The following is a 24,848-nucleotide window of genomic DNA, read 5'->3' as shown; positions in this document are numbered from 1 at the left end:
GCTACCAGGCAGACCAGGCAGTCGTCGTCTCGTCGCGCACGTACAGCCGTTTGATATCCTTTGCGACAGCCGTGTCGCGGTCACGGTCCAGTTTGTCGAACTCGTAGCCGGTCGCGTCGTCGCGGACTGCGATTCCTTCGACACTGAACTCTTCCTCGCCGTGTTCCTCGGTCGCGCCGACGGTGAACTCGTAGTCGCCGGGGACCTGCAGCGTGACGCTTTTGCTCTCGTCGCGGCGGCCGTCCTGCGGGTGGATCGTCGTCTTGACGCCGACGTTTCCGACCGCGCGGGTCCAGATCGTGCTGACGTCCTCGGCGCTCGCCTCGTCGACACGCTTGTCGCTCTCGAGTTCGAGGCTGGTGATCCGGACCGTCATGATCGCTTCGGGCGTGTCGAGGACGAACTCCTCGCCGGACGCGAGTTGCTCGTCGGCAGGCGGTTCGGCCGTCGCCGAAAAGGAGTCGCCCTCCTGGGAGACGACGACGTCGCGCTGGACGGTTCGCTCCTCTTCGATGCGGATCTTGTGGACGTGGCTACACTCCGTACAGCGAACGGTCGCCTGTCCGCCGGGCTTGAGCACCTCGTGGACAGTCTGTTCGTCAGGGGAACAGGACGGACAGCGCGTCCCGACCCGCTCCGTGGTGTCGCTCATACTGGTCGTTTACCGTCCGCGCGGGTAAAAGGAGTCGGTAGTCCGCCCGTTAGTACGTTCACCGTTATCGGTTCCCATACTGTGGCAAGCTTGCCCGATCGGACAGCACTTATACGGCCGGCGGATCTCTGGCCGAGTATGGCACGACAGGACTACCAACAACAACTGGAGTCCCTTCGGGAGGACGTTCTCTATATGAGCGAGCTCGTCCTCGAACGGCTTCGGCTGAGTTTCGACGCGCTCGAACAAAAGGACGAGGCAGTTGCAGAGGAGGTCATCGAAGGTGACCACGAGATCAACCAGCTATATCTCGATCTCGAACAGGATTGTATCGATCTTCTGGCGCTCCAACAGCCAGTCGCCGGCGATCTGCGCTTTATCGCCTCGTCGTTCAAGATCATCACCGATCTGGAACGGGTCGGTGACCTCGCGACGAACCTTGCGGAGTACTCGTACGACGCCGAGGAAGACGTCTACCCGGAGGTCGACGTTCAGGGGATCGGCGATCTCACACACGAGATGGTCGAGGATGCGATGGCGGCGTACTCGGAGGAAGATCCCGATGCCTGCCGCGAAATATCGGATCGCGACGACGAGATCGATGCGCTCTGCGAGGAGGCCAGCCAGACCGTCGTCCGAGATCTGCTGGAACGCGAGTTCACCGAGGGCTCCGGCCAGGAGATCGAAGCGGTGATGAACGACGTGTCCCGGCTCCTGCTGACGATCCGGGATCTCGAACGCGTCGGTGATCACGCGGTCAACATCTCGGCGCGGACGCTGTACATGATCGAAGGCGACGACGAACTGATCTACTGAGACTGGCGGCGACGAGCCGTTTTTCACTCACCGTCGTAGCGCCAGGTCTCGCCGCCCCAGCGTGGCTCGACGACGCCTGGCAGGTCGCCCAGGTGTGCGGACACCATCTCCCACCACTCGGTCGCATCGTCGTAGCCTGCCGAGTGTGCGGGGTACACCTCCGCCCGCAGTTCGTCCTCGTCGAGTTCGGTAACTTCCCGGAGTTGGTCGAATGCCGCGCGGATCGCGTCGCGCCGCCAGTCGCACATCATTCCGCTCGTTCCGGGCACGTCCATGTCTTCGAGCAGTTCGGAGACTCGTTCGCCGACAGGCTGGCCCGTTTCGCTCCCCTCGCCGACGAAGGTTGCACGTGGCCGGTACCAGACCGTCAGCGGTGGCTCCTCGCGCACGCGCTTCCTGTCGAGTTCCCCCGCACGGCACAACGCATCGAGTTTGCTCCGGGCTTCGTACTCGGTACAGGCGAGCGCGTCGGCGATTTCGGTCGCCGTCTTCGGCTCCGCGCCATCGAACCTGTCGACGACGTTGTCGTCGGGTATCTCCTCGACGAATTGCCCCCAACTCCTGTCGTCGTGGTCACTCATACATGCTAGATTTGTACCGAATACACATTATTTTTTGTATCGTTCCGAGCGCTGATATATTCCCGGCTGCCGACGGTCACTCGACGACCGTAGCTCGCTCGTCGACGAGCCGATGGGCGTACCAGACCGTCGAAAAGTCCTGTGGGCTCGGCAGTGCACAGGCGAGCCACGCACCAGTGGCCGCAATCGCGTATGGGTTCCCCGTCGAAATCGGGTCGGGGACGATGCCCAGTGCGACGGGTGCGAACGGTAGTGTCAGTGTGAGCGGCATCAGTGCGGCGAGGCGAAGCCCCGTGACGGAGGTATCCTCGGAGAGTCGCGGTGTCACCGACGCCCACGTGCCGAGCACGCCGGCGCGGAGCCGTCCGATACCGTCTCGACCGCCGAGCCAGTCCATCCGGTAGTCGACGTCGAACGCCTGCAGGGCGAGCGCATGAGCGTGCTCGTGGACGATGGTACCGAGGCAGAGTGTAAGGAAGAGGACGACGACAGCGCCGAGAAGGATGAGTGGATCCATACTGACCAGAGTACCTGCTCTTGTAGTTCAGGTAACGTTGGTTTAATCTATCGCTTCGTGGACTCTCTGTCGGTATTTCGACCGGTCGGAACAGCGACAGCATCGACGCGGTACTGTCTCTCGTTGCTAATGGCGGCTTACCATCTAACTTCGACCGACAACTGGGAGACGGATGGTTCACAACCCTTATTGACCCAGTTGAGACACTGTCGAACGAATGCACGTCTCCGTTGTCGTCTGTACCTACACGATGGATCGCTACGACGCGTTTACGGAGGCCGTCGAGAGCATCCTCGAACAGACCTACGAACCGATCGAGATCGTGTTGGTAATCGATGGTAATCCGAGGGTATTCGAGCGCGCAGTAACGGACTTCGGCGAGCACGAACACGTTATCGTTCACGACAACGACGAGAACCGCGGGATATCCTACAGTCGGACGAAGGGCGCCGAGCTGCCTCCGGCGACATCGTCGCGTTCATCGACGACGACGCGGTTGCAGAGGAGGACTGGATCGACACACTCGTTCGGACCTACGAGGAGCACGACGCGCTTGCTGCTGGCGGGCGGATGGTTGGCGAGTGGCTGGTCGGCCGTCCCTGGTTCCTCCCCGAGGAGTTCGACTGGGTAGTCGGCGTCACGTATCCAGGGTTTGCTGAACCTGATACAGAAGTGCGCAACACCTTCAGAATCGAATATTTCCTTTCGCCGGGATGTGTTCCTCGACATCGGTGGATTCGACGAAAGCCTCGGACGGGACGCGAACTCGTACAGTAATTCGGAAGGCGCCGAGGTCGGGGATCGATTGCGGGCCGAATACGGTCGTGGAGTGGTGTACAACCCCGAGGCCGTCGTCGCGCACAAGGTATTCGAACGCCGGACGAAGCTTCCATGGCTGTTGTCACGAGCCTTCGAACAGGGCGTGTCGAAGCGACGAATGGCAGGAGAATCGGACGGCGTCGGCAGTGAGGAGACCGGCTATCTGAAGTTCCTCTTCACGGAGCGGGTGCCCGAGCGGATTCGAGAGACGGCCCGGAGTCCATCGGTAGCCGCTGTCGGGCAGTTGCTGATGATCGGCGTATTTACTGCAGCAGTGGGTGTCGGATATCTCTACGAAGCAGTCGTGCCGGAATAAGGCGGTCTGTTACGTTTGAGACGGCGTTCTCTGGCCGTCCAGAACACGTTCTGCTGTGGTAACCCGACATAAACAGCTAACTCTGAGCCCCGTCCACAGCGTTACTCATCTACCGTACACACCACAGTAAACGAGCATGTCGTTTCCGGAATCTCCTGTCCGTTGGTGTCGCAACTGCAAAGGGCGTCGCCCGCAGATATCGACACGATGGTCGGAAAACTCGATCCCGGGGCGCTCGCGGCGGTGCTCGATCGAACCGGTGGGGTCGGCGAGGACGTCCTGGTCGGCCCGGCCTACGGCGAGGACGCCGCGGTGATCGACCTCGGCGACGAACTGCTGATCATCTCCTCCGATCCCATCTCGCTCGCTACCGAGCGGATCGGCACCCTCGGCGTCCACGTTGCCTGCAACGACGTCGCGGTCAGTGGGGCAGATCCCGAGTTCCTGACTGCGGTGCTGCAGGTGCCAAGTAGCGAGGAGGTGATGGACGCAGACGGGAGCGATCGTATCGAGGCGATCATGGCCGACATGGAACGAGAGGCGAACACCCTCGACGTCTCCATCGTCGGCGGCCACACCGAGTACGTCGACCAGCTCTCCCGCCCGATACTGTCGATGACCGCGATGGGTCGGACCGATCGAGCAGTCCTGACGGGCGGCGCGGAACCGGGCGACCGCGTCGTGCTGACAAAGGGGGCGGGGATCGAGGCGACTGCGATCCTGGCAACGGATTTCCGTGAGGACCTCGAGGGGATTCCCGACGACGTCCTCGACCGCGGAGCGGAGTTCTTCGACGAGATCAGCGTGGTTCCCGACGCGCGCGTCCTGCGGGAGTGGGCGACCGCGATGCACGACCCGACCGAGGGTGGCGTCTTCACCGGGCTGATCGAACTGGCGACGGCGTCCGGTGTCGCGCTGGACGTCGAGACCGAGGCGATTTCGGTACGGACCGAGACGGCGCGCCTCTGTGCGGCGCTCGACCTCGACCCGCTCAACGCGTTCGGCTCCGGGGCCGTGTTGGCGACGGTCTCGGAGGCCGATATCGAGGCCGCGCTGACGCGCTGGCCGACGCCGGAATCGAGGCCGCGGATATCGGCGCTGTTCTGGCGGCCGACGAGCCAGCCCTGTTCCTTGACGGCGAGCGGTTCACTGAACCGGAACGGGAGGCCCTGTACACGCTGTGGGACGAGGAGTAGCGCGTCTGCTGTGAGATGATGAACGGGGTCGGGATTCGACGCGAACCGCTCCGCTGCTCGGAGAATTATCCAGCGTCGACCAAAGCTACTTGTCGATTGCCACCGAGAATTGGGTCGAACGCGTGTCCTCCGAGCTACCTTTCACCGTCCGTGGATCGCTCCCGCCCGAGACCGTCGAAGAGTTCCTGCGCTCGACCGTCGTCCCGGTGCGACTCTCCTGTCATCGGCCCAGCGGGGACCTCTGGATGCTCTCGCTGTGGTTTCGCTATCGGGATGGCTATCTGGAGTGTGCGACCTCCGCCAGCGCCGACATCGTCCGCTTCGTCCGCGCGGACGACGCCGTCGCCTTCGAGGTGTCGACGAACGATCCGCCCTACCGTGGCGTGCGCGGCAACGGCGTCGCCCACGTCGACGCCGACGAGGAGAAGGCACTGCTCAATGCGCTCGTCGAGCGGTATCTCGGCGGGGCCGACTCGGACCTGGCGCAGAACCTGCTTTCGGACGAGCGCGAGGAGGTCCGTATTCGGATCGACCCAGAGACGGTCTATGGCTGGGACTACTCGGGGAGAATGAGCGAGAGCGCAGGCGACGACGAGAGCTGAGTGCCGTCAGAGCACCTGTCGCTGACAGGTGCCACAGAGGCTCTGTTCTTTCATATCGACCTCCCTGACAGTCGGCGAGAAGTTCATTACACAGCGTTTGTTGTTGCAGTGTTCGAGACCGAACGTGTGGCCGATCTCGTGGACGATCTCCTTGCGCACGCGGTCGCCGAAGATCTCCTCGGAGTCGCGTTCGGAGAAGCCGCCGTCGCTGGAGGTCTGTAACCGATACGTGGAGACGACGCTCCCGTTGCCGTCGAGGTAGGCCAGGCCAAACACGTAGTTCCGCTTCCGGTAGAACAGGTCTTTGGGAGTCACCGCGATGTTCTTTTCGCCCGAACCTACGCGGCTGGCGAGTTCGATGAAGTCCTCTGCACGGTACTGGTTACGGTTCGCGTCGAACGCGCCGTCTGGGATCTGCTGGGGTTCATGGACGGTGACATCGCAGTCGTAGATCGTCCGTAACCCCGCCGACGCCTCGCGCTTGACTCGCGCAGAGACGTCCCCCACCGGCACGACGTCAACGAGCATACGAACGCCTAATATCGCGGCGGTCATAAACATCCCGCCATGCCCCACGCCGATTCGGGTCCGATCGTCGATCGATTAGCCCGCTTCGACCGCGTCGTCGAAGTGGGCGTCGGCCGGCGGCCGGACGTCGCCAGCGCGCTTGCCGACCGTGGTGTCCGTGTCACCACGACCGACGTTACGCCCCGTACGGTCCCAGAGAGCGTCGCGTTCGTCCTCGACGACGTCACAGTCCCCGATCCGGATATCTACGCCGACGTGGACGCGGTCTACGCGCTGGATCTCCCGCCGGAGCTACACCGACCTGTGGCGGCCGTCGCGCGCGAGCAGAACGCAGAGTTCGTCTTTACAACGCTGGGCGGCGACGAACCCGTGATTCCGGTCGAACGCGAGACGCTGCCAACCGAGACGCTGTACTGGGCACGGGACGGTCCCGGCTAACTGGGGCTCCCACAGGAAGCCGATACGTCCTTAGTCCCGGCGGCCGTTCGGCCGTCTATGACCGACGCCCCGAGCGACTCCGAAGCCCCCAACCTCGCCCCCGATGCGGTCGTACTAGATATCGACGGCGTAGTGGTCGACGTCGAGAACTCCTACCGGCGGGCCATCCTCGAATCCGTCGAGACGGTGTACGGCGATACGATCGAGAAGGCCGACGTGCAGGCGTTCAAAGACGCCGGCGGGTTCAACAACGACTGGGAACTCACCTACGCGGCCGCGCTGTTCGTCCTCGCCGAGCGGGAGGGGATGGAACTGGATATCGCGGCCTTTACCGACGCCATTGCGGAGCACGGCGGCGGTCTTGACGCCGCCGAACGCGTCGCTGCGGAGGCTCTCGACGCGGACGCGTGGACCTTCGTCCGGGATCGCTGGGATCCCGAGCGACTCCGGGACGTCTTCCAGCAACTCTACCTCGGCAGTGATCTGTATCGCGAACTGGAGGGCGGTGAGCCGGATGCCGAGACGCGCGGATACATCCACGACGAACCGCTCCTGCTCGACGCCGAGACGCGCGAGGGACTCATCGAGCGCTACGATGTCGGCGTCGTCACCGGTCGCCCGGAGGCGGAAGCGGAAATCGCCCTGGAGCGGGCCGGTCTCGACGTCCCCACCGAGCGGCGGTTCACGATGGACGACTGGGAAGCGGGAAAGCCCCATCCCCACGCGCTGACGACGCTCGCGGAGCGTTTTGAGGCCGATTCCGTGGTCTTCGTCGGCGATACCCTCGACGACATCAGGACGGCGGTCAACGCCGCTGAGGCGGATCCTGACCGAGAGTATCACGGCATCGGCGTCCTGACCGGCGGGCTTTCCGGCGCGGCAGGAACGGCAAAGTACGAGGATGCGGGGGCGACGGCCGTGCTCGATTCGGTCGCCGAGTTGCCCGAACGCCTCGACTGAGGTCTCCACCACGCGCCAATTCTTGTTGCCGGTCACGCAACCCTTTTGCCCCGCTCGGTCTACCGGACGAGTATGCGAATCGCGCTACTCGGTGGGACTGGCGACATCGGACAGGGACTGGCCCTGCGCTGGGCGTACGACACGAATCACGAGATCCTGATCGGCTCTCGAGACCCTGAAAAGGCCCGGACCAAAGCCGATGAGTACGAGACCGAACTCGATAGTAGAGGACTGGAGAAGACGATCAAGGGCTTCGAGAACTCGATGGCCGCCGACCGGTCGGACATCGTCGTCCTCGCCGTCCCGCCGTATCACGTCTCCGACACCGTAGAGGCGGTCGCGGATCGACTGGACGACGAAACCATCCTCGTTTCGCCCGCGGTGGGCATGAAAGGTGACGAAAACGGGATGCACTATCACCGCCCCGGTGCGGGAAGCGTCACTGCCGTCGCGGCGGAGGCCGCGCCCGAGAACGTGCCGGTCGTCGGTGCCTTTCACAACCTCGCGGCTGACCGACTGGCGAATCTCGATATCGAACTCGATCTGGACACCCTCGTTGTCGGCGACGACGGCGATGCCAAGGGGACCGTAACGATGCTGGCAGAATCGATCGACGGCATCCGCGTGCTCGACGCCGGACCGATCGCCAACGCGGCCGAAGTCGAGAGCATTACACCGCTGGTCATCAATATCGCAAAACACAACGACGGGATGCACGACGTCGGCGTCCGATTCCTGTAACTCGCTTCTGGACGCTCCTGTCGTTTCCCTCCGGTCGCGTACGTCCTCGCGCTCTTCGTTCTGATCGGTGGGGCGTAACTGAATTTTCGGCGTGTGGCGCTCGGCTGACCCGGCGCTGTCGCGTTCTACGGAAGGACACTGGCGGTGCTGGTCTGTTACTGGTTCGCGGAGTTCTAACTCGTTCCACCCGCTCGAAAACGATCGGCTTCAGGCGCCCGCGGATTCGAGGGCGTCCTCGATGTCCTCGCGCTGGGTGACACCGACGAACCGCTCGACGATGCCGTCCTCGTTCTCGACGATCAGGGTCGGTAGCGACCGAACCTGATACTCGTTGGCGATATCCTGCTCCTCGTCGACGTTGACTTTTTCGAGGGCAAAGCGGTCGCCCCACTCCTCCTCGATCTCTTCGAGGATGGGATCCTGCGTTTTGCAGGGGCCGCACCAGTCGGCATGGAAGTCTTTCAGCGTTACAGTCATGATACGTACATCGGGTGTTTCAGGTGTGCGCGCATAAGGGTTTCCCACTTTCGTCGATCGCTCGCACGAGCGGTGAAGAGGGGTCGAAAGACTTAGTTACCCCCGACGATCAGTGTCGAGTATGAGTGGTAGCGGCGAGAACAGCGGTGGGCTGATGTCGAGTGCAGGACTGGTCCGGTACTTCGACTCGGAGGACAGTAACGCGATCGAGATAGATCCGCGAACGGTCGTGGTTGCGTCCGTAGCACTCGGCATTTTCATCCATCTTCTGGGAATCATGGTCTACGGCATCCGGATCTGAGACCAGCGTAGCCACCCCTTCGATACTGGCCGAAGACGCGAGATTTTTGCCGTTCAGATTCCTACAACAGGTAATGACGATTACTGCTGGCGTGCTCGCCGTACAAGGCGACGTGAGCGAACACGTCGATGCCGTCGAGCGTGCCGCTGATGACGTCGGCGAACAGGTCGACGTCCGGACGATTCGATCTGCAGGCATCGTTCCCGACTGTGACGTCCTCCTGATGCCCGGCGGCGAGTCGACGACCATCTCCCGTCTGATCCATCGCGACGACATCGCGCCCGAGATCCGCGAGCACGTCGCGGCAGGCAAGCCGGTCCTTGCGACCTGTGCGGGCCTGATCGTCGCCGCCGAAGACGCCGGGGACGACCGCGTCGAGACGCTGGATATCCTCGACGTCACCGTCGAGCGCAACGCCTTCGGCCGACAGAAGGATAGCTTCGAAGCACCGCTTCCGGTCGACGGACTGGACGACCCGTTCCCCGCGGTCTTCATCCGCGCGCCGGTGATCGACGAGGTCGGCCCGAACGTCGACGTGCTTGCCTCGTGGGACGACCGCCCCGTGGCCGTCCGACAGGGACCCGTCGTCGGACTCTCTTTCCACCCCGAGTTGACCGAGGATAGTCGGCTCCACCGGCTTGCGCTGTTCGTGGCCGCCGACGCCTCCGTGTAAGCAGTCTGGCGGATCACCCCCTGCGGGACGTGGACTTTTCTCTCTGGACACCGTGCGAGGTAGTATGAAGGCGAGCATTGATGCCGTCCGGGTCGCCGGAACGAGGGAGGGGCCGGTCGCCGTCGTTATCCTGTCCGTCGAAGACGAAAGCGACGTGCTACCGATCTTTATTGGCTTCGAGGAGGCCGCCAGCATTGCCCGAGGAATCGACGCCGAGGACATCGGCCGGCCGCTCACACACGACCTCCTCCTGGACGTCGTAGAGGAACTCGGCGGACGCGTCCGCCACGTCGAAGTCACCGCCGTCGAGGACGGCACCTACATCGCCGACCTGTGTATCGACACCCCGCGCGGCGAGACGACCATCGACGCCCGGCCAAGCGACTCGCTGGCGCTGGCCTCCCGGACCGATGCGAGCATCGAGGTCGCACCGGACGTCTTCGCGGCCGGCGCGCGGCCCGCATCGGAGTTCGAGGATCTCGATCCGATCCAGGACGTCGCAGAGCTGGCGTAGCGAAGCGGAGACGGGTCACTTTATACGCTCCGCACCGACTGCCCTTTCATGAGCGAGGACGTACTCGACGAGCTGTTCGCCGTCATCGAGGATCGCAAGGAAACGCTACCCGAAGATTCGTACACGGCATCGCTGTTCACTCACGAGAAGGGTGAAAACGAAGTGCTGGAGAAACTCGGCGAGGAGACGACCGAACTGATTCTGGCGGCCAAAGACGACGATGCCGACGAAATCGCTTACGAGAGCGCCGACATCGTCTATCACCTGCTCGTGCTTCTCGCGATGAAAGACATGGATCTCGAGGACTTGCGAGCGGAACTGGCCGAGCGAAGATAGCGGGGGCCTCGACCTACAGGTCCCGGGCGACGCGGAGTTCGGTGTCTGTCACCGTCTCAACGCTGTTTGCGGGCACTTCGATGTCGTCATCTGCGGCGGCACCGAAGCCGAAACCCTGGATGACCGCGTCCGCGATATCCGGGTCCGGGTCGACGTACGCGACCTGTTCGTCGGTGTCGACTTCGGTCACGATTCCGATCTGCTCGGCCTCGATATCCATGAGAAACTTCCCTTCGTCGGAGGTCGATAGTACTGTCATACCAGTCGTACATTCCCTCCCGAAGACGTAAAAAAACACTTGCAACGACCGCTCCACTACTCTTCGAGGCAGATGTCGACGAAGTTCTTCAGGATCGTCAGCCCGGTCTCGCCGCTCTTCGTTCGGCCACCTTTTTCATCGTTGGGTTCGCTCGCCCTGCTCGCGAACCACGCCTCGAAAAATCTGGGCCATAAACTGACGCGGCGAAGCCTCGTCGACGCTTCGCTCACAGCCACGTGGGGCTACTCTTCGAGGCAGATATCGACGAAGTTCTTCAGGATCGTCAGCCCGGTCTCGCCGCTCTTTTCGGGGTGAAACTGCGTCCCAAAGACGTTGCCCTCCTCGTTGGCGACGATGCTCGGGAAGTCGATGCCGTAGTCGGTCGTCGCGACGACTGCCGTGTCGTCGTCGGGTTCGGCGTAGTAGGAGTGGACGAAGTACGCGTACTCGCCATCGACGGAACCGCCAGACGCGGCCCCGTCTGCCCGGTGCGTCTCCGACGCAACGGTGTCGACGCCGTCGACCAGCGGGTGCTCGCGTTCGACGTTCAGTTCGTTCCAGCCCATCTGGGGCACCTTCTGGTCGCCGTCGAACCGGACGTTCGTGCCGGGGATCAGATCGAGGCCTTTCACGTCACCCTCGCCTGCGTGGTCGGCCTCCTCGCTGTCGGTCAGCAGCATCTGCATGCCGAGGCAGATGCCGAAGAGGGCTGCCCGCGCTCGGCGGCCTCGTGGAGCGCCTCGCGGTAGGGGCCGGCGTTCTCGACGCCCTCGCGGAACGCGCCGACGCCGGGCAGGACGATGCCGTCCGCGGCCGCGAACGCCTCGGGGTCGTCGGTAATCTCGACGGTCGCGCCGACGCGCTCCAGGCCGCGCGTGACGCTTCGGAGGTTCCCCAGACCGTAGTCGACGACGACGACCGAGGCGGTCTCTGACTCCGTCGTATCCGTCTGCTGGCTCATACCTCACGGTTTGCTTTCGGTCGGGAAGTTCCTTCCGTTTCGCTCAGATATCGCTGCCGGGTGATCGTCGGTTACTCTCCGGACCGGGGGTGCATACCTGCTTTCTCCGTCTTCTCACGGTGTCACTGCGGGGGTTCTCTCCCCGCAAATCTCTCTCGCTCGTTACTCGTACTCTCCTGCCGCGACTGGCCACCCGAACCCCCAGCGCCGCCGAGATCCGCTGCGGTGGCGATGGTCTCTTCGAAGGTACTGCGCTGGCTGCGGTCGTACAGCGTCGCCGCCGGATGGACCGACAACAGCACACGCCGCGACTGGCCGCCGATCCGGACCTCTTCGACGCTGCCGGCTTCCGACGTAATTCCGACGGATCGGTCGAGGAGGTGCTCGCTCGGAACCTTTCCGAGCGTGACGATCACGTCCGGATCGACGAGTTCGAGTTCGCGGTCGAGATACGACTCGCAGTTCGCCAGTTCCTCGCTGGTCGGATCGCGGTTGTCCGGCGGACGACAGCGTACGCAGTTGGTGATCCGAACGTCCGTACGGGCGAGTCCGACATCTCTGAGCGCGTTGTCGAGTACGTCGCCGCTCCGGCCGACAAAGGGTTCGCCGCGCTCGTCCTCGGTTGCGCCGGGGGCCTCTCCGACGAAGACGATGGCGGCGTCCTCGGGGCCGACGCCGTTGACGATCCGACTCCGGGACGCGCACAGTTCGGGACAGCGTTCGCAGGCGGTGACTGAGGTGCCGTCCATCTGCTCCATACTCACAGGCAGTGCTCCCTTCACTAATCTCCACGGATGTCCGCACGGGAGACGAGACAGTCGGGCACTAAACGGCCCTGCGACCGCCGTGTATCGCTCTCGCACACCCGGTATAAGCATTTATTCTAAGCGAGAGATGATCGCATATGTCACTCACCTGTTCCGAGTGTGGTGCCGAACACGAGACCATCGACGACTTCGAGACGGACTCCGTTCGAGAGTTCGAGGTCGAAGAGGATGGTAGCTTTTCACTGTACGAGAACAATGATCTGTTTCTCTGCAAGGACTGCCGGAAACCGATGGGGGTCGGTCGTTCGCGGTGAACTGGTTGGCGTGCATCTCCGGGACGTAGTACGGAGGATGCTCGGGGTCGTCTCACCCAGGCGCACGGGGCGACGCCGCTACAGGAGCCGAAGCACTCGTTCGACCGGTCGGGGGACTATTCCTGATGATCGACGTCGACGCTCTCCCGCAGTTCGTCCAGAGCGTCGGATTCAGCAAGTTCTTCGAGTCGCTCCTGAAAATGACCCTCGCAGAGGCCCACCTTGATGCCGTCGGACTCGGCGGCGACGGTCGCGGTCTCGTCACAGTAATGGCACTGCATACCAGACCGTACGGGCCGACCCCGTTTGAACGCTACGTTCTCGGTACCTCCCGGATCAATCCTCGGCGCGTTCGAGTGCCGCCGCGACTGGCCGATACGACGACTCGTCGAGTCCTGCCCGGCCTAACTCCATCTCGTGGGCGTCCGTACCGCCCGTCGCGACGAGGTCGTACTCGCTGATCGCCCGGTCGACCAGCGCGGTGTCGACCTCCCGGCCGTACGGGTAGAACCGCTCGACAGCATCGAGATGCTCGGTCAGCGCCAGTGCGGCTTCGGGGTCGCTGTACCGGAGTGGATGTGCCAGTCCGACGAGGGCACACGCCTCGTCCAGAAGCCGCCGGCCCTCCTCGAACGGTGTCACGTCGCGGGCGACGAAACACGGACCATCATTGCCGATCAGTTCCGCGAACGCCTCCTCGTAGTTCAGGTCGGTATCGGGATGCGCGTCGATCGCTCTGGCCAGATGCGGCCGGCCGAATCCCTCCTCGACCGTGAGGCCGAGATCGACGTCGAGGCGGCTCTCACACCGATCTATCATTGCCCGCCCCCGCTCGATCCGGTCGCGCTGGATCCGCGTGAGTTCGTCGTCTAGCGCCGGTGTCGGACGTGCGCCATAGCCCAGCAGGTCGATCCGCTGACCGCCTGGCGTCTCGACACGGAGTTCGATGCCGCTGACGACGGTGATGCCGTCAACGGTGTTGATCGCCCGGTCGAGAGCGGGATGGAGGCGGTCGTGGTCGGTAACTGCGACCACGGCGACCCCGGCGTCGCGTGCGGCGTCGGGCAGCGTCGAGAGCGTCAGCGACCCGTCAGAGCGCGTCGTGTGGGCGTGGAGATCCGCATAGACCATATGCCCGCTCCTTTCCGCGCCTCGCAGATGATCGTTCCGGTCCACAGCGTTTGTTAGTCTTCGGCACGGAGTCGACCCCATGGCCGATGCCGAACCGCTGGTCCGAGCGTTCTATACCGCGCTCGACGAGCACAACTACGACGATCTCGCGTCACTGATCGCCTCCGATTTTATCCACTACCGGCCGGACCGGACGTTCGAGGGTCGGACCGCGTTCGTCTCGTTTATGCGCGATGGGCGGCCGATGACCGACACGGCCCACGAGCTAGAGCGGGTGTTTCTGCACGCGGATGGCGCGGCTGTTCAGGGGCAGTTACTCGATTCTGAACGACGAGGCGCTCTTTGGCTTCGTCGACGTCCATACCGTTTCGGACGAGCAGATTACGAGCGTCCGAACCTACACGCAGAGCCACTCCGATAGCGTCGAATCGTAAAAAACGACCGTCGTCCGCGCTACTCGCGGTCTCCCGCTCCGAGCGCCGACTCGCCGACTGGCTCGTGGCCCTCGATGCGCTCTTTGCCGCCCATGTACGGGCGCAGCGGCTCGGGAACGGTAACGGTGCCGTCCTCGTTCTGGTAGTACTCCAGGATGGCGACCATCACGCGGGGGACGGCCGTCCCCGACGCGTTGAGCGTGTGGAGATACTCCGCCGACTCGTGGCGTTCGGGCCGGTAGCGGAGTCCGGCACGGCGTGCCTGGAACTCCTCGAAGTTCGACGCGGAGGAGACTTCGAGCCATCGTCCGCCGGCGTCCGGACCGTCCTCCATGTCGTCGCCGGGAGCCCACACCTCGATATCGTAGGTCTTCGCCGAGGCGAAGGTGAGATCGCCCGTACAGAGATCGAGGATCCGGTAGGGCAGACCGAGTTGTCGGAGGACTTCCTCGGCCTCGTCGAGCAGTTCTTCCAGTCGGTCGTAGCTCTCCTCGGGTTCGACGAAGTTGACGAGTTCGACCTTGTTGAACTGGTGGACGCGGACGATGCCGCGTGTCGCGACGCCGTGTTCGCCCGCTTCGCGCCGGAAGTTCGGCGTGTAGGCCTGATGTTTTAGCGGCAGGTCGTCGGCGAGCAGGATCTCGTCGGCGTACATGTTGGTGACCGGGACCTCCGCGGTTGGGCAGAGCCAGAGGTCGTCGTCGTCGTAGGCCTCCTCGTTGCTCCCGCCGACGCGATAAGCGTCGTCCGCGAACTTCGGTAGCTGTCCGGTGCCCCGCATCGACTCGCTTTTTACCGGGACCGGCGGGAAGACGTCGTGGTACTCCTGCTCGCGGTGGAGGTCCAGCATGAACTGGATCAGGGCGTGCTCTGCTGTGCGCCCTCGCCCTTGAGGAAGTAAAAGCCGCTGCCGGTCGTCTTCGCGCCGCGGGCCTCGTCGATGATCTCCAGGTCCTCGCCGAGGTCGTAGTGTGGCGTGATCTCCTCGGGTAGCTCTCGGAGGTCGTCGAAGCCCTCGCGTCGGGTCTCGACGTTGTCGTCCTCGTCCTCGCCGACCGGGACGCTCTCGTGGGGTACCTGCGGGAGTTCGAGCATCGCCGCGTCGAGTTTCTCGGCCAGTTCGTCGGCGCGGTCCTCGATCTCCTCGATCTCGGCTTTGAGCGACTGGGAGCGCTCGATGGCCTCCTCGGCTTCCTCGTCTTTGCCGTCCTGTTTTAGTTCGCCGATCCGGCTACTGACCTGATTGCGTTCGTGGCGCAGTTCGTCGCCGCGTGCTTTTAGCTCTCGCCACTCCTCGTCGAGTTCGAGCACGGTGTCGAGGTCCGCGTCGGCACCGCGCGCTGCCAGCGCCTCCCGGACCTCGTCGGCCCGGTCACGAAGGGTCGTCCTATCGAGCATTCTTATCGGCCTATTCAGGTGCATATGGCAAAACCGTGTCGATGCACCCTATCCGAACCGCTTCGTAATCGACGCGAACATCCCATCGTCGTCGGAGGATTCGCCGCCTGACTCGTCGTCGCTCGCGCCGCCTGTCTCCGTCCCAGATGTCGCCGACGAGTCCTCCGCTCCGCCACGGTCGAACAGCGATGTGAGGCTGGCCAGAAACCCGCCGTCCCTCGAGACAGCCCCCTGCGAGTCCGATGTCGACCCGATGAGGTTCGCCGCACACTCGTCACACTCCGTCGCTTTTGACCCGACTTCGGCCCCACACTCGTGACAGTAGCGCATTGACTGGTTGTTTCCTCCCCCAGTTCTTATAAGCGTTTCTCACGGAAGAAACTCCGTGGAATCGGTGGCAACCTCTTTTACCCTCCCGCACGGCCTTCCGATATGGCCGCAGGCGACGTCTCTGACGTTACGACTGGTGCATGTACCGACCTCTACTACGTCGACACCGGCATGTACGACTCGCCGGGCTACGGCGCTGTCTACGTTCTCGACGCCGAGCGCCCCGCAGTCGTCGACACCGGCATCGGGACGAACTACGAACACGTCCTCGACGCCATCGAGGCCGCCGGCCTCACAACCGACGATATCGAAGTGATCGCGCCGACACACGTCCACCTCGACCACGCCGGCGGTGCGGGCTTTCTCGCGGCAGACTGCCCGAACGCGGACGTATACACCCACGAGATCGGTGTCCCCCACCTCGCGGACCCCTCGCGACTCGTCGAGGGGACGAAACGCGCAGTCGGCGACCAGTGGGAGTACTACACCGACCCCAAACCGGTCCCGGAGGATCGGCTTCAGCCCCTGATCGACGGCGACGTCGTCGATCTGGGCGATCACGAACTCCACGTCCACCACGCGCCGGGCCACGCGCCCCATCAGGTCGTCTTCGAGGACCCGGCCAACGATGCCGTGTTCACTGCCGACGCCGCCGGGATCTGGGTGCCCGACCTCGAACGCGTCGAACCGACCTCACCACCCTCCAACTTCGATCTCGAAACGGCACTTGACGATATCGAGACGATTCGAGCGATCGACCCCGAGACGCTGCTGTTCGCCCACTTCGGTCCCCATCCGACCGACGACCTGCTCGACGAGTACGAGTCGGTGCTCAGTGAGTGGGTCGAGGAGGTCGAACAGAAGTGGAACGTGCTTCGTAATGAGGCGGCAGTCGTCGATCACTTCGTCGACGGCGTCGACGAGGACCTCATCGAGGTCTGGGGCGAGCACAAGGCCCGGGCGGAGACGGCGATGAACGTCCGTGGCGTGCTGGGCTATCTCGATCAGCGGTAAAACAACTCCAAACTCTCCCTACGTTCATACTGTTTTATTATGATGGTGAACAGTCACACCAGTATGAACTGGAGGGATGCCGAACGGACGTTTTCGGATCGCGTAACGGAGCTGACGACGCTCCCGCGGCTGTTCGAGGGAGCGGCCGAGCGCCACGCGAACCGGCCAGCACAGCAGTACAAGGGTGGTGTCTACAATCGCTCCCTCACGGAGACGGTGTTAGCCGAACCACCGGACGGCGACTATCGGGCGATACCCTACACCGAGATGCGCGATATCGTCCACCATCTCGCGGCCGGCTTTCGTGATCTGGGCGTCGCCGACGGCACCAGAGTCGGCCTGTTCGCGGACACCCGCATGGAGTGGGCCCAGACCGACTTCGCAGTGCTGGCCGCCGGGGGCGTCGTCACGACGGTCTACACTGGCTCGTCGTCCCATCAGGCCCAGTATCTGCTCGACGACCCGGGTGCGGAGGGCGTCGTCGTGGAGAACGAGGAGCTACTGGATCGCGTCATCTCGGTCGAGGACGAACTCGATCTGGAGTTCATCGTCGTGATGGACACGTACGACGAGGACGACGACGCCTACGACCGCGACGATATCTACACGCTTGCGGAGATCCACGACCGTGGCGCGGAACGCTTCGATCCTGACGAGTACGAGGGCTGGCTGGACGAGCGCTCCGTCGACGACCTCGCCAGTCTGATCTACACCTCCGGTACGACCGGGCAGCCGAAAGGCGTCCAACTGACCCACGCCAACTTCCGGTCGAACGTCAATCAGGTGTACACCCGGTACGGTCCGCGGCCCGACAAGGGTGACACGCCGGTCATCGACGAACACACTACGACGGTCTCGTTCCTGCCGCTCGCCCACGTCTTCGAGCGATTGGCGGGGCACTTTTTGATGTTCGGGGTGGGTGCCTGCGTCGCCTACGCCGAAAGCTCCGATACGATCCAGGAGGACTTCGATCTCGTGGGTCCGTCGACCGCGACGAGCGTGCCGCGGGTGTACGAGAAGATGTACGACGCGATCCGCGAGCAGGCCCAGGAGTCCGACCTCAAGGCGCGCATCTTCGACTGGGCCACGGATGTCGGCCAGCAGTACCACGAGGCCGACGACCCCGGGGTCGTCCTCGAAGCGAAGCGGACCGTCGCCGACAAACTGGTCTTCAGCACCGTCAAGGACGCACTGGGCGGCAACATCGACTTCTTCATTAGCGGCGGCGGGAGCCTCTCACCGGAGCTCTGTGCGCTGTATCACGGGATGGGCCTGCCGATCATGGAGGGCTACGGGCTGACCGAGACATCGCCGGTCGTCGCGGTCAACCCCCCGAGGAGCCGAAAGTCGGGACGATCGGGCCGCCCGTCGTCGATGTCGAGGTCCACATCGACGACAGCCTCGTCGGACCGGGTGAGTTCAGCGACCTGCCGGGCGAGGTCGGCGAACTGCTCGTCCGCGGTCCGAACGTCACCGAGGGCTACTGGCAAAAGCCCGAGGCCACCGAGTCGGCGTTCACCGAACTGGAGAGCCAGCAGGCGTCCGCCGACGGCGGGGAGACGCCCGAGGACGACACCGGGCGCTGGTTCCGCACCGGCGACATCGTCCACCAGCGCCCCGACGACTACATCGAGTTCAAAGAGCGCGCCAAACAGATCATGGTGCTCTCGACGGGCAAGAACGTCGCGCCCGGACCGATCGAGGACGCCTTCGCCTCCAGTGAAGTCGTCGAGCAGTGCATGGTTGTCGGCGATAGTCGGAAGTTCGTCAGCGCGCTGATCGCGCCGAACGTCGAGGGGCTCCGGTCCTGGGCCGAGGAGGAGGGACTCGATCTGCCGGAGAGCCGTACCGCACTCATCGAGGACGACCGCGTCCGTGAGCGGATCGAGGCCGAAGTCGAGGAGATCAACGAACGGTTCGAGTCCTACGAGACGATCAAGAAGTTCCGGCTCGTCCCCGAGGAGTTCACCGAGGACGAAGACCTGATGACGCCGACGATGAAGAAGAAACGCCGGAACATCCTCGAACACTTCGAGGACCGGGTCGAAGATATGTACGAGGACTGACTCTGCGTGTCGAGAAGAGTTTCGCCGCTCTCTGACTTGTGACCACTGTTTCGGGGTGAAATAACCCACCTGATTTATTGTTATTGAAAGATATTGTCAGTCAACCCATGAGCTTGCGACAGGCGGAACGGGAGTACTCCGACGAAGTAACGGGGATGTCGACGATCCCGCGACTGTTCGCCGAGACAGTCGACCGAAACGCCGACAGACCAGCCCAGCGCTACAAGGGCGGGATCTACGACCGCTCGCTGGTCGGCCCGGTGATCGATCCCGCTCCCGACGGGGAGTTCGCGTCGATCACCTACGCCGAGATGGACGATGTCGTCCGGCGACTGGCGGCCGGCTTTCGCGAACTCGGCGTCGACGACGGCGCTCGCGTCGCCATCTTCAGCGATACCCGGATGGAGTGGGCCCAGAGCGACTTTGCACTGCTCGGAGCAGGTGCCGTCGTGACGACGATATACGAGGGGTCGTCCGAACAACAGGTCGAGTACCTGCTCGACGACCCCGACGCGGACGGTGTCGTCGTCGAGAGTCAGGAGCATCTCGAACGCGTGCTCTCGGTCACCGACGATCTCGACCTGGAGTTTGTCGTGTCGATGGACGACCTCGATCCGGAGTATCACGACCGCGAGGACGAGGGGATCTACACGCTTGCCGATGTTTACGAGATCGGCGATGCCGCCTTCGATGCCGAGGCGTACGAGAGTTGGCTCGACGAACCGGCCGTCGACGACCTCGCGACGCTGATCTACACGTCGGGGACGACGGGCCAACCCAAAGGCGTCAAACTCACCCATCGTAATCTGCGGGCCAACGTCAACCAGACCTACCGGCGGTACGCACCCCGGCCCGACAAGGGTGCTGACCTGCCGACGCTCACCCCGGAGACCGATACGGTCTCGTTCCTGCCGCTCGCGCACGTCTACGAGCGGACTGTCGGCCACTACCTGATGTTTGCCGTCGGTGCCACTATCGGGTACGCCGAGAGCGCCGACACGCTCAAAGACGACTTCCAGACGATCCAGCCGACAGCGTCGACGAGTGTCCCGCGAGTGTACGAGAAGATGTACGATGCGATCCGCGAGCAGGCCCAGGAGTCAGATCTCAAAGCGCGCATCTTCGAGTGGGCGACCGCGGTCAGCAAGGAGTACCAGCAGGCCTCCGCCCCGGGACTCGGTCTCAGAACGAAGATGAAAATCGCCGACGCGCTCGTCTTCTCGGACGTCCGCGACGCCCTCGGTGGGAAGCTCGAGATCATGAACTCCGGCGGCGGGACGCTCTCGGCCGATCTCTGCCGACTCTATCACGGCATGGGGCTACCGATCTACGAGGGCTACGGCCTCACCGAGACCGCCCCCGTCGTCTCAACGAACCCGGCAGAGGACACCAAGATCGGGACTATCGGCCTGCCGCTCTCGGAGATCGACGTCAAGATCGACACCTCGGTCGTTCCCCGCCAGCAGTTCGACGACATGCTCGGCGAGGTCGGCGAACTGCTCGTGCAGGGCCCGAACGTCGCCGAAGGCTACTGGGAGAAGCCAGAGGCCACCGAGGAATCGTTCGTCGAGGACGAGGACGGCCGCTGGTTCCGGACCGGCGATATCGTCCAGCAACGCCCCGACAACTATCTGGTCTTCCGCGAGCGGGCCAAACAGCTACTCGTACTCTCGACGGGCAAAAACGTCGCACCGGCCCCGATCGAGGACGCCTTCGCCTCGAACGAGGTCGTCGAGCAGTGTTTCGTCGTCGGCGACGGCCGGAAGTTCGTCGGCGCGCTCCTGGTACCGAACTTCGAGCGGATCCGCGCCCGAGCGGACAAAGAGGGGATCGACCTGCCGGACTCGCCCAAGGAGATCTGTCGGGACGAGCGCGTCCGGGAGGTCGTCCAGCAGGAGGTCGACGCCGTCAACGAGAACTTCGAGTACCACGAGCAGATCAAGCAGTTCAGACTCGTCCCGATCGAGTTCACCGAGGACAACGACCTGCTGACCCCGACGATGAAAAAGAAGCGGCGCAACATCTTCGACATGTACGCCGACGAGATCGAGGCGATCTACTCGGAGCCGGATACGGAGGCCGAGGGCGGCACGGCGACACCCGCAGAGTCCGAGTAGTCGCTTCCGTCGGGGTAGCCGCCGTCCCGAACCGTTAGGCCGGTGGCGGCCGAACGATTGCGGTATGCCACCCTACGACCTCTCCCAGCCGCTCGATCCCGGCGTCCCCGTCTATCCTGGCGATCCGGAGGTCTCCTCCGGCCCCACGCAACTCACGACGCCGATGGCTACCGCGTTACTGCACTCGAACTCGGGAGCCATAGCGGCACGCACGTCGACGCGCCCGCCCATACCGAACCGGACGGCGCGACGCTGGACTCGGTTCCGGTGGAGACGTTCACGATGGACGCGCTGAAACTCGACTGCACCGAGTACGGCGACGGCCAGCCGATTCCACCCGCCGTCCTGCCGAGCGACCCGGACGCAGACGCGCTGGTGGTGCATACCGGCTGGGACGCCCACTGGCCCGACGAGCGGTATCTCGACCATCCGTATCTCGCGCCCGAGACGGCCCGGCGAATCGCCGAGTTGGACTGTCACGTCGGCATCGACGCGCTGAACGTGGATCCGACGGGCAGCGTGGACTCGGATGTCTCGACTCACGGCATCCCGGCCCACCACGCACTACTCGGCGCTGGAAAGCTTATCGTAGAGAACCTGACGAACCTCGGGGCTATGCCGACGAGATTCACGCTTGACGTCGCGCCGCTTCCGCTGCCCGACGCCGACGCCGCACCGGCGCGAGTCCTCGGGCGCGTCGAGTGAGCTACTGATACCGGCCGCGGCCTTCTATCTCTCGCAACTGATCGAGCACTCGCTGCTCGCCGGCGGCCACGTAGCCGGCCTCGACCGCCTCGCGCATGGCCGGCGGATCCGCCGCGGTGCCGTCCAGACTCTGCTCGAAGACGTGGAGATCCATCGCGTAGTCCTCGACGTGATCCGAGTAGTAGCCCAGTCCGAAGTCGATCAGGTACACTCGCTCGTCGTCGAACCGGACGTTCCGGGTCGTCGGATCGCCGTGGACGATACCGGCCGCATGGAGCGCCGCGAGGTGCTTGCCCACCCACCGGACCCGCTCCGCGGTGAGGTCGGCCTGCAGGTCGGCACGCCCGACGCGCTCGAAGGTGATCCGTGCCCTGCGGCGGTCGATGTCGTGGACCAGCGGCGTCGGGACGCCGTTGCGCCGCGCCTCGCTGGTGAGTCGCGCTTCGAGCGTCGTCCGTTCGCGGCGCAGTCGGTCGTCGAGGTCGGGGTAGCGGTACGCCTTTGGAACACGCTCCTTGTAGACGCGGTCGCCGTCGAAGGTGACGGTCGCCTCCGCACCCTGCTGGCGATTCGATTCGACCGCACCGCGTGGGAGACTCTCCTCTCGCGGTTCCCGACCGCTCGCTGGTTCCGTGGCGTTCCGCGCCACGCTCTCCTCTCGCGGGCCTTGTCCGCTCGTTGGTTCCGTCGCGCTGCGCGCGACACTCTCCCCGTCTCGCCACGTCACCGGCACCTGATCGGGTCGGAAGTCCGAATCGATCTGCGAGTCCGCGACTTCGATCGTATCTCCGGCCTCGTACATCGTCGCGCCGAGGACGGCGATCATCCCGGCGTTGTCGCGCAGGAACCGTGGCTCGGGGGCGTAAAACTCCGCGCCGCGCTGTTCGCACATCATCGCGAGCATCTCCCGCAGTCGGTCGTTCTGGCCGACGCCGCCGCCAAGCACGAGTTCGTCGCTCCCGGTGAGCGAGAGCGCGCGTTCGGCCACCTCGGTCAGCATGGCGAAGACCGTCTCCTGCAGGCCACAGCAGACGTCCTCGACGGGCGTTCCCGCATCGTACTCCTGCTTCGCGGCGCTCATGATCCCCGAAAACGAGAAGTCCATCCCTTTGACGACGTAGGGGAGTGCGGTGTATTCACCATCCGTTGCCGCCTCTTCGACTTTCGGGCCGCCGGGATGGGACCACCCGACGTGGCGGGTGAACTTGTCGATGGCGTTGCCGACGCCGGTGTCCATCGTCTCGCCGAGCACCTGATACCGGCCGTTGTGAAAGCCCAGCACGTGGGCGTTCGCGCCGCTGGCGTTGAGACAGACCGGCGAGTCAAAGCCCGAGCGGTGGCGGCCGATCTCCAGATGCGCGACCATGTGGTTGACGCCGACGAGCGGGACGTCTAACGCTTGGGACAGCGCTCTCGCGGCCGTCCCGACGATCCGCAGACACGGACCCAGCCCCGGGCCACGGGCGAACGCCACTGCGTCGATCGGCGGGTCATCGTCGCCCAGCGCTGCGGCGTGATCCAGCGCCGCCGCGACGACTTCCGGAATCGCGTTATGCATGTGCTCGGCGGCCTCGCTCGGATCGATGCCGCCGCTCTCTGGCTGGTAAGCATCGGTCTCGATACAAACGCCGTCGTCGGGGTCGAAGACTGCGGCGCTGGCCGCCCAGGCAGTGCCCTCGATCCCGAGAACGCGCGGTCGATTACTCACGGTGTACAACAGTTCGCAGCTGCTGGCCGCTCACAACTATCGATGCCCCTCTCCGCTCGGTGCATCGCCTTACTCCCACTCGGTGTAGTCACAGCGACCGCAGTGCTGGCGGTCACCGTGGTCGGCGAGGAACGCGTCGCCACAGCGGGGGCACTTCTCGTTTTCCGTGGTTCCGTCGTCGTTGTAGAGTTCGTGACGGGGCATCTAGGCTTCCTCCGCCTCTTCGGCTTCGGCGTCGCCGAGTTCGATCTTGTTCCGTTCGAGCATGTGGTCCTGCTCGACGTCCTGTGCGTGATCCGCGCTCTCGTAGACTTTCGCCTTGCCGATCGTCTTCCGCATCCCGAACTTCGTGTCGAGTTTGCGGACGACGACTTCGCTCGCGTCCTTGTTGAGCTTCGCGGCGAGGCTGTCACGAACGGAGAGACGCTCCGGGGTCGCTTCTTCGTGTACGATCTGGAAGGTCACGTCGGTGCGGTGCAACATCGGGTTTTCTTCTTCGTCAAGGATTTCGACGTCCATGGATACTCAGTTGTACATTACTCCCTCTGAAACGGGTAAAAGCATTTCGAACGAGTCGCCGCGTCGGTAGGACTCGGACGAACGGCCCGACGGGGGGCACGGGTGTCTATGGCGGGGGATAGCGAGGCACTGTCGGGTGTTCGACGCCTGTCAGACGCTGACGCCGTGTCGATTCGGTATTTAAAAAAAACACCTGTTTATTCAGCCCACTATATTATGAAGCTACTGCGTGAGGTGATATACGGATGGCAAACGACCACGGAACCGAAAATCGTCGGGGGGATGCGGTTACGAACTCGTTCTCCTCGCTTGCCGATGTCGTCGATAGATACGGCTTCGATCCGTTTCTCGACGCCCCAACGGAGTTTCACGACGTTCTCAGTTCGCCGCTTCTGAAAGCGCGTTCTGGACGAGTTGGTGCGGGCGGAGGATACGCTGTCGGTGCAGGAACTCGCCGAACGGATTGCCGAGGCCGAAAGGGTCGACATTGCCAAGCAGGGGAAGCGCTCGTTCGATTGCATCACGTTCACCTCCCGAAACTACGCTCGCACGACCTCGTCACGATCTATACCGAACAGGATCGCAGACTGATCGAACTCACTCTTGGATCCGATTGATCTCATCGGGCGATCCGACGCTCCGGAACGAGCCTCGTCTT

General features: G+C 63.7%; 29 protein-coding genes and 6 pseudogenes. 19 read left to right on the top strand and 16 right to left on the bottom strand.

Annotation, left to right across the window (positions count from 1 at the left end):
* Position 1: 1 nt before the first annotated feature.
* On the bottom strand, positions 2-652 hold the full coding sequence (locus tag ACFQH2_RS16500) for an HVO_0476 family zinc finger protein (protein ID WP_377055499.1): 651 nt from the start codon (positions 650-652) through the stop codon (positions 2-4).
* Between the two features lie 138 nt (positions 653-790).
* Between ACFQH2_RS16500 and phoU the strand changes: the two genes are divergently transcribed.
* Complete coding sequence (gene phoU / locus ACFQH2_RS16495; protein ID WP_377055497.1) at positions 791-1,468, top strand: phosphate signaling complex protein PhoU; 678 nt, start codon at positions 791-793, stop codon at positions 1,466-1,468.
* Positions 1,469-1,491: 23 nt separating this feature from the next.
* On the opposite strand, the gene ACFQH2_RS16490 is transcribed toward phoU, so the two are convergent.
* Positions 1,492-2,049 (bottom strand): FaeA/PapI family transcriptional regulator, encoded by a 558-nt coding sequence (locus ACFQH2_RS16490; protein ID WP_377055495.1) that lies wholly within the window; start codon positions 2,047-2,049, stop codon positions 1,492-1,494.
* Between the two features lie 76 nt (positions 2,050-2,125).
* A complete protein-coding gene (locus ACFQH2_RS16485; RefSeq protein ID WP_377055493.1) occupies positions 2,126-2,566 on the bottom strand; it encodes a hypothetical protein in 441 nt (146 codons plus the stop codon).
* Positions 2,567-2,783: 217 nt separating this feature from the next.
* On the opposite strand from ACFQH2_RS16485, the pseudogene aglG reads away from it, so the two are divergent.
* The 3 genes and pseudogenes from aglG (at position 2,784) to ACFQH2_RS16470 (ending at position 5,499) form a co-directional block, all read left to right on the top strand.
* Positions 2,784-3,701, top strand: a pseudogene (gene aglG, locus ACFQH2_RS16480) (glucosyl-dolichyl phosphate glucuronosyltransferase).
* Positions 3,702-3,908: 207 nt separating this feature from the next.
* Positions 3,909-4,897: pseudogene (locus ACFQH2_RS16475) on the top strand (AIR synthase family protein).
* Between the two features lie 122 nt (positions 4,898-5,019).
* Complete coding sequence (locus tag ACFQH2_RS16470; protein ID WP_377055487.1) at positions 5,020-5,499, top strand: pyridoxamine 5'-phosphate oxidase family protein; 480 nt, start codon at positions 5,020-5,022, stop codon at positions 5,497-5,499.
* Positions 5,500-5,505: 6 nt separating this feature from the next.
* Here the strand turns inward: ACFQH2_RS16470 and ACFQH2_RS16465 are convergent, their stop codons facing one another.
* A complete protein-coding gene (locus ACFQH2_RS16465) occupies positions 5,506-6,027 on the bottom strand; it encodes an archaemetzincin family Zn-dependent metalloprotease (RefSeq protein WP_377055485.1) in 522 nt (173 codons plus the stop codon).
* A 39-nt stretch (positions 6,028-6,066) separates the two neighbouring features.
* Between ACFQH2_RS16465 and ACFQH2_RS16460 the strand changes: the two genes are divergently transcribed.
* The 3 genes from ACFQH2_RS16460 (at position 6,067) to npdG (ending at position 8,166) form a co-directional block, all read left to right on the top strand.
* A complete protein-coding gene (locus ACFQH2_RS16460) occupies positions 6,067-6,465 on the top strand; it encodes a UPF0146 family protein (protein WP_377055483.1) in 399 nt (132 codons plus the stop codon).
* A gap of 57 nt (positions 6,466-6,522) precedes the next feature.
* Positions 6,523-7,425 carry a TIGR01548 family HAD-type hydrolase gene (locus ACFQH2_RS16455; protein WP_377055481.1) on the top strand — a complete coding sequence of 301 codons (903 nt, stop codon included), beginning with the start codon at positions 6,523-6,525 and terminating at the stop codon, positions 7,423-7,425.
* A gap of 72 nt (positions 7,426-7,497) precedes the next feature.
* Positions 7,498-8,166, top strand: coding sequence for an NADPH-dependent F420 reductase (gene npdG, locus ACFQH2_RS16450; RefSeq protein WP_377055479.1), 669 nt, complete (start codon positions 7,498-7,500; stop codon positions 8,164-8,166).
* A gap of 207 nt (positions 8,167-8,373) precedes the next feature.
* Here the strand turns inward: npdG and ACFQH2_RS16445 are convergent, their stop codons facing one another.
* Positions 8,374-8,643, bottom strand: coding sequence for a thioredoxin family protein (locus ACFQH2_RS16445; RefSeq protein WP_377055477.1), 270 nt, complete (start codon positions 8,641-8,643; stop codon positions 8,374-8,376).
* Between the two features lie 121 nt (positions 8,644-8,764).
* Between ACFQH2_RS16445 and ACFQH2_RS16440 the strand changes: the two genes are divergently transcribed.
* From ACFQH2_RS16440 to hisE, 4 genes are all read left to right on the top strand, one after another.
* Positions 8,765-8,944, top strand: a complete 180-nt coding sequence (locus tag ACFQH2_RS16440; RefSeq protein WP_377055475.1) for a preprotein translocase subunit Sec61beta — start codon at positions 8,765-8,767, stop codon at positions 8,942-8,944.
* A gap of 73 nt (positions 8,945-9,017) precedes the next feature.
* The gene (gene pdxT, locus ACFQH2_RS16435) at positions 9,018-9,617 is read left to right on the top strand and encodes a pyridoxal 5'-phosphate synthase glutaminase subunit PdxT (protein WP_377055473.1); all 600 of its coding nucleotides are present in this window, start codon (positions 9,018-9,020) and stop codon (positions 9,615-9,617) included.
* Between the two features lie 64 nt (positions 9,618-9,681).
* Positions 9,682-10,131 carry a bifunctional nuclease family protein gene (locus ACFQH2_RS16430; RefSeq protein ID WP_377055471.1) on the top strand — a complete coding sequence of 150 codons (450 nt, stop codon included), beginning with the start codon at positions 9,682-9,684 and terminating at the stop codon, positions 10,129-10,131.
* Positions 10,132-10,179: 48 nt separating this feature from the next.
* Positions 10,180-10,467 carry a phosphoribosyl-ATP diphosphatase gene (gene hisE, locus ACFQH2_RS16425; protein ID WP_377055469.1) on the top strand — a complete coding sequence of 96 codons (288 nt, stop codon included), beginning with the start codon at positions 10,180-10,182 and terminating at the stop codon, positions 10,465-10,467.
* A 13-nt stretch (positions 10,468-10,480) separates the two neighbouring features.
* Here the strand turns inward: hisE and ACFQH2_RS16420 are convergent, their stop codons facing one another.
* From ACFQH2_RS16420 to ACFQH2_RS16405, 4 genes and pseudogenes are all read right to left on the bottom strand, one after another.
* On the bottom strand, positions 10,481-10,726 hold the full coding sequence (locus tag ACFQH2_RS16420; protein WP_377055467.1) for a hypothetical protein: 246 nt from the start codon (positions 10,724-10,726) through the stop codon (positions 10,481-10,483).
* A gap of 56 nt (positions 10,727-10,782) precedes the next feature.
* Complete coding sequence (locus ACFQH2_RS16415) at positions 10,783-10,962, bottom strand: hypothetical protein (RefSeq protein ID WP_377076934.1); 180 nt, start codon at positions 10,960-10,962, stop codon at positions 10,783-10,785.
* A gap of 6 nt (positions 10,963-10,968) precedes the next feature.
* Positions 10,969-11,687 (bottom strand): annotated as a pseudogene (gene hisH / locus ACFQH2_RS16410) (imidazole glycerol phosphate synthase subunit HisH).
* A gap of 122 nt (positions 11,688-11,809) precedes the next feature.
* Positions 11,810-12,445 carry a uracil-DNA glycosylase gene (locus ACFQH2_RS16405; protein WP_377076933.1) on the bottom strand — a complete coding sequence of 212 codons (636 nt, stop codon included), beginning with the start codon at positions 12,443-12,445 and terminating at the stop codon, positions 11,810-11,812.
* A gap of 146 nt (positions 12,446-12,591) precedes the next feature.
* On the opposite strand from ACFQH2_RS16405, the gene ACFQH2_RS16400 reads away from it, so the two are divergent.
* Positions 12,592-12,768: a hypothetical protein gene (locus ACFQH2_RS16400; protein ID WP_377055459.1), complete on the top strand. Its 177-nt coding sequence runs from the start codon at positions 12,592-12,594 to the stop codon at positions 12,766-12,768.
* A 116-nt stretch (positions 12,769-12,884) separates the two neighbouring features.
* On the opposite strand, the gene ACFQH2_RS16395 is transcribed toward ACFQH2_RS16400, so the two are convergent.
* A complete protein-coding gene (locus ACFQH2_RS16395) occupies positions 12,885-13,049 on the bottom strand; it encodes a DUF6757 family protein (RefSeq protein WP_377055457.1) in 165 nt (54 codons plus the stop codon).
* A 55-nt stretch (positions 13,050-13,104) separates the two neighbouring features.
* Positions 13,105-13,899 carry a PHP domain-containing protein gene (locus ACFQH2_RS16390; RefSeq protein ID WP_377055455.1) on the bottom strand — a complete coding sequence of 265 codons (795 nt, stop codon included), beginning with the start codon at positions 13,897-13,899 and terminating at the stop codon, positions 13,105-13,107.
* Between the two features lie 79 nt (positions 13,900-13,978).
* On the opposite strand from ACFQH2_RS16390, the gene ACFQH2_RS16385 reads away from it, so the two are divergent.
* A complete protein-coding gene (locus ACFQH2_RS16385; protein WP_377076932.1) occupies positions 13,979-14,320 on the top strand; it encodes a nuclear transport factor 2 family protein in 342 nt (113 codons plus the stop codon).
* A gap of 32 nt (positions 14,321-14,352) precedes the next feature.
* On the opposite strand, the pseudogene serS reads toward ACFQH2_RS16385, so the two are convergent.
* A pseudogene (gene serS / locus ACFQH2_RS16380) lies at positions 14,353-15,731 on the bottom strand (serine--tRNA ligase).
* Between the two features lie 48 nt (positions 15,732-15,779).
* Complete coding sequence (locus tag ACFQH2_RS16375) at positions 15,780-16,061, bottom strand: hypothetical protein (protein ID WP_377055449.1); 282 nt, start codon at positions 16,059-16,061, stop codon at positions 15,780-15,782.
* A gap of 102 nt (positions 16,062-16,163) precedes the next feature.
* Here ACFQH2_RS16375 and ACFQH2_RS16370 point away from each other — a divergent pair, with 102 nt between their 5' ends.
* The 5 genes and pseudogenes from ACFQH2_RS16370 (at position 16,164) to ACFQH2_RS16350 (ending at position 21,963) form a co-directional block, all read left to right on the top strand.
* A complete protein-coding gene (locus tag ACFQH2_RS16370) occupies positions 16,164-17,075 on the top strand; it encodes an MBL fold metallo-hydrolase (RefSeq protein ID WP_377055447.1) in 912 nt (303 codons plus the stop codon).
* Between the two features lie 39 nt (positions 17,076-17,114).
* A pseudogene (locus tag ACFQH2_RS16365) lies at positions 17,115-18,502 on the top strand (AMP-dependent synthetase/ligase); the annotation flags it as partial.
* Between the two features lie 312 nt (positions 18,503-18,814).
* Positions 18,815-19,141 carry a hypothetical protein gene (locus ACFQH2_RS16360; protein WP_377077032.1) on the top strand — a complete coding sequence of 109 codons (327 nt, stop codon included), beginning with the start codon at positions 18,815-18,817 and terminating at the stop codon, positions 19,139-19,141.
* Positions 19,142-19,248: 107 nt separating this feature from the next.
* Positions 19,249-21,258 carry an AMP-dependent synthetase/ligase gene (locus ACFQH2_RS16355; protein WP_377055443.1) on the top strand — a complete coding sequence of 670 codons (2,010 nt, stop codon included), beginning with the start codon at positions 19,249-19,251 and terminating at the stop codon, positions 21,256-21,258.
* 64 nt (positions 21,259-21,322) lie between these two features.
* Positions 21,323-21,963 (top strand): annotated as a pseudogene (locus tag ACFQH2_RS16350) (cyclase family protein).
* Between the two features lies 1 nt (position 21,964).
* On the opposite strand, the gene ACFQH2_RS16345 reads toward ACFQH2_RS16350, so the two are convergent.
* The 3 genes from ACFQH2_RS16345 to ACFQH2_RS16335 all read right to left on the bottom strand — a co-directional run bounded on the left by ACFQH2_RS16345 (position 21,965) and on the right by ACFQH2_RS16335 (position 24,190).
* A complete protein-coding gene (locus ACFQH2_RS16345; protein ID WP_377055439.1) occupies positions 21,965-23,671 on the bottom strand; it encodes a bifunctional N(6)-L-threonylcarbamoyladenine synthase/serine/threonine protein kinase in 1,707 nt (568 codons plus the stop codon).
* 69 nt (positions 23,672-23,740) lie between these two features.
* Positions 23,741-23,875 (bottom strand): 30S ribosomal protein S27ae, encoded by a 135-nt coding sequence (locus tag ACFQH2_RS16340; protein WP_377055437.1) that lies wholly within the window; start codon positions 23,873-23,875, stop codon positions 23,741-23,743.
* Positions 23,876-24,190, bottom strand: a complete 315-nt coding sequence (locus ACFQH2_RS16335; RefSeq protein ID WP_377055435.1) for a 30S ribosomal protein S24e — start codon at positions 24,188-24,190, stop codon at positions 23,876-23,878.
* Between the two features lie 417 nt (positions 24,191-24,607).
* On the opposite strand from ACFQH2_RS16335, the gene ACFQH2_RS16330 reads away from it, so the two are divergent.
* Positions 24,608-24,781 carry a hypothetical protein gene (locus ACFQH2_RS16330; protein ID WP_377076931.1) on the top strand — a complete coding sequence of 58 codons (174 nt, stop codon included), beginning with the start codon at positions 24,608-24,610 and terminating at the stop codon, positions 24,779-24,781.
* The last annotated feature ends 67 nt before the right edge of the window (positions 24,782-24,848 follow it).

This window comes from Natronoarchaeum sp. GCM10025703, from assembly GCF_042661985.1.
Taxonomy (GTDB): domain Archaea; phylum Halobacteriota; class Halobacteria; order Halobacteriales; family Natronoarchaeaceae; genus Natranaeroarchaeum.
The sequence above is the reverse complement of the archived record's forward strand: the minus strand, read 5'-3'. Positions and strand labels throughout refer to the sequence as shown.

Excerpts from the sequence above, each read along its gene's own strand:
- ACFQH2_RS16405 (WP_377076933.1), bottom strand. The coding sequence starts at position 12,445 with ATGGAGCAGATGGACGGCACCTCAGTCACCGCCTGCGAACGCTGTCCC.
- ACFQH2_RS16375 (WP_377055449.1), bottom strand. The coding sequence starts at position 16,061 with ATGCGCTACTGTCACGAGTGTGGGGCCGAAGTCGGGTCAAAAGCGACG.
- ACFQH2_RS16355 (WP_377055443.1), top strand. The coding sequence starts at position 19,249 with ATGAGCTTGCGACAGGCGGAACGGGAGTACTCCGACGAAGTAACGGGG.
- ACFQH2_RS16420 (WP_377055467.1), bottom strand. The coding sequence starts at position 10,726 with ATGACAGTACTATCGACCTCCGACGAAGGGAAGTTTCTCATGGATATC.
- ACFQH2_RS16385 (WP_377076932.1), top strand. The coding sequence starts at position 13,979 with ATGGCCGATGCCGAACCGCTGGTCCGAGCGTTCTATACCGCGCTCGAC.
- ACFQH2_RS16460 (WP_377055483.1), top strand. The coding sequence starts at position 6,067 with ATGCCCCACGCCGATTCGGGTCCGATCGTCGATCGATTAGCCCGCTTC.
- ACFQH2_RS16465 (WP_377055485.1), bottom strand. The coding sequence starts at position 6,027 with ATGCTCGTTGACGTCGTGCCGGTGGGGGACGTCTCTGCGCGAGTCAAG.
- ACFQH2_RS16340 (WP_377055437.1), bottom strand. The coding sequence starts at position 23,875 with ATGCCCCGTCACGAACTCTACAACGACGACGGAACCACGGAAAACGAG.
- ACFQH2_RS16445 (WP_377055477.1), bottom strand. The coding sequence starts at position 8,643 with ATGACTGTAACGCTGAAAGACTTCCATGCCGACTGGTGCGGCCCCTGC.
- ACFQH2_RS16335 (WP_377055435.1), bottom strand. The coding sequence starts at position 24,190 with ATGGACGTCGAAATCCTTGACGAAGAAGAAAACCCGATGTTGCACCGC.
- ACFQH2_RS16455 (WP_377055481.1), top strand. The coding sequence starts at position 6,523 with ATGACCGACGCCCCGAGCGACTCCGAAGCCCCCAACCTCGCCCCCGAT.
- ACFQH2_RS16430 (WP_377055471.1), top strand. The coding sequence starts at position 9,682 with ATGAAGGCGAGCATTGATGCCGTCCGGGTCGCCGGAACGAGGGAGGGG.
- ACFQH2_RS16500 (WP_377055499.1), bottom strand. The coding sequence starts at position 652 with ATGAGCGACACCACGGAGCGGGTCGGGACGCGCTGTCCGTCCTGTTCC.
- phoU (WP_377055497.1), top strand. The coding sequence starts at position 791 with ATGGCACGACAGGACTACCAACAACAACTGGAGTCCCTTCGGGAGGAC.
- ACFQH2_RS16490 (WP_377055495.1), bottom strand. The coding sequence starts at position 2,049 with ATGAGTGACCACGACGACAGGAGTTGGGGGCAATTCGTCGAGGAGATA.
- pdxT (WP_377055473.1), top strand. The coding sequence starts at position 9,018 with ATGACGATTACTGCTGGCGTGCTCGCCGTACAAGGCGACGTGAGCGAA.
- ACFQH2_RS16400 (WP_377055459.1), top strand. The coding sequence starts at position 12,592 with ATGTCACTCACCTGTTCCGAGTGTGGTGCCGAACACGAGACCATCGAC.
- ACFQH2_RS16395 (WP_377055457.1), bottom strand. The coding sequence starts at position 13,049 with ATGCAGTGCCATTACTGTGACGAGACCGCGACCGTCGCCGCCGAGTCC.
- npdG (WP_377055479.1), top strand. The coding sequence starts at position 7,498 with ATGCGAATCGCGCTACTCGGTGGGACTGGCGACATCGGACAGGGACTG.
- ACFQH2_RS16485 (WP_377055493.1), bottom strand. The coding sequence starts at position 2,566 with ATGGATCCACTCATCCTTCTCGGCGCTGTCGTCGTCCTCTTCCTTACA.
- hisE (WP_377055469.1), top strand. The coding sequence starts at position 10,180 with ATGAGCGAGGACGTACTCGACGAGCTGTTCGCCGTCATCGAGGATCGC.
- ACFQH2_RS16370 (WP_377055447.1), top strand. The coding sequence starts at position 16,164 with ATGGCCGCAGGCGACGTCTCTGACGTTACGACTGGTGCATGTACCGAC.
- ACFQH2_RS16360 (WP_377077032.1), top strand. The coding sequence starts at position 18,815 with ATGGTTGTCGGCGATAGTCGGAAGTTCGTCAGCGCGCTGATCGCGCCG.
- ACFQH2_RS16390 (WP_377055455.1), bottom strand. The coding sequence starts at position 13,899 with ATGGTCTATGCGGATCTCCACGCCCACACGACGCGCTCTGACGGGTCG.
- ACFQH2_RS16440 (WP_377055475.1), top strand. The coding sequence starts at position 8,765 with ATGAGTGGTAGCGGCGAGAACAGCGGTGGGCTGATGTCGAGTGCAGGA.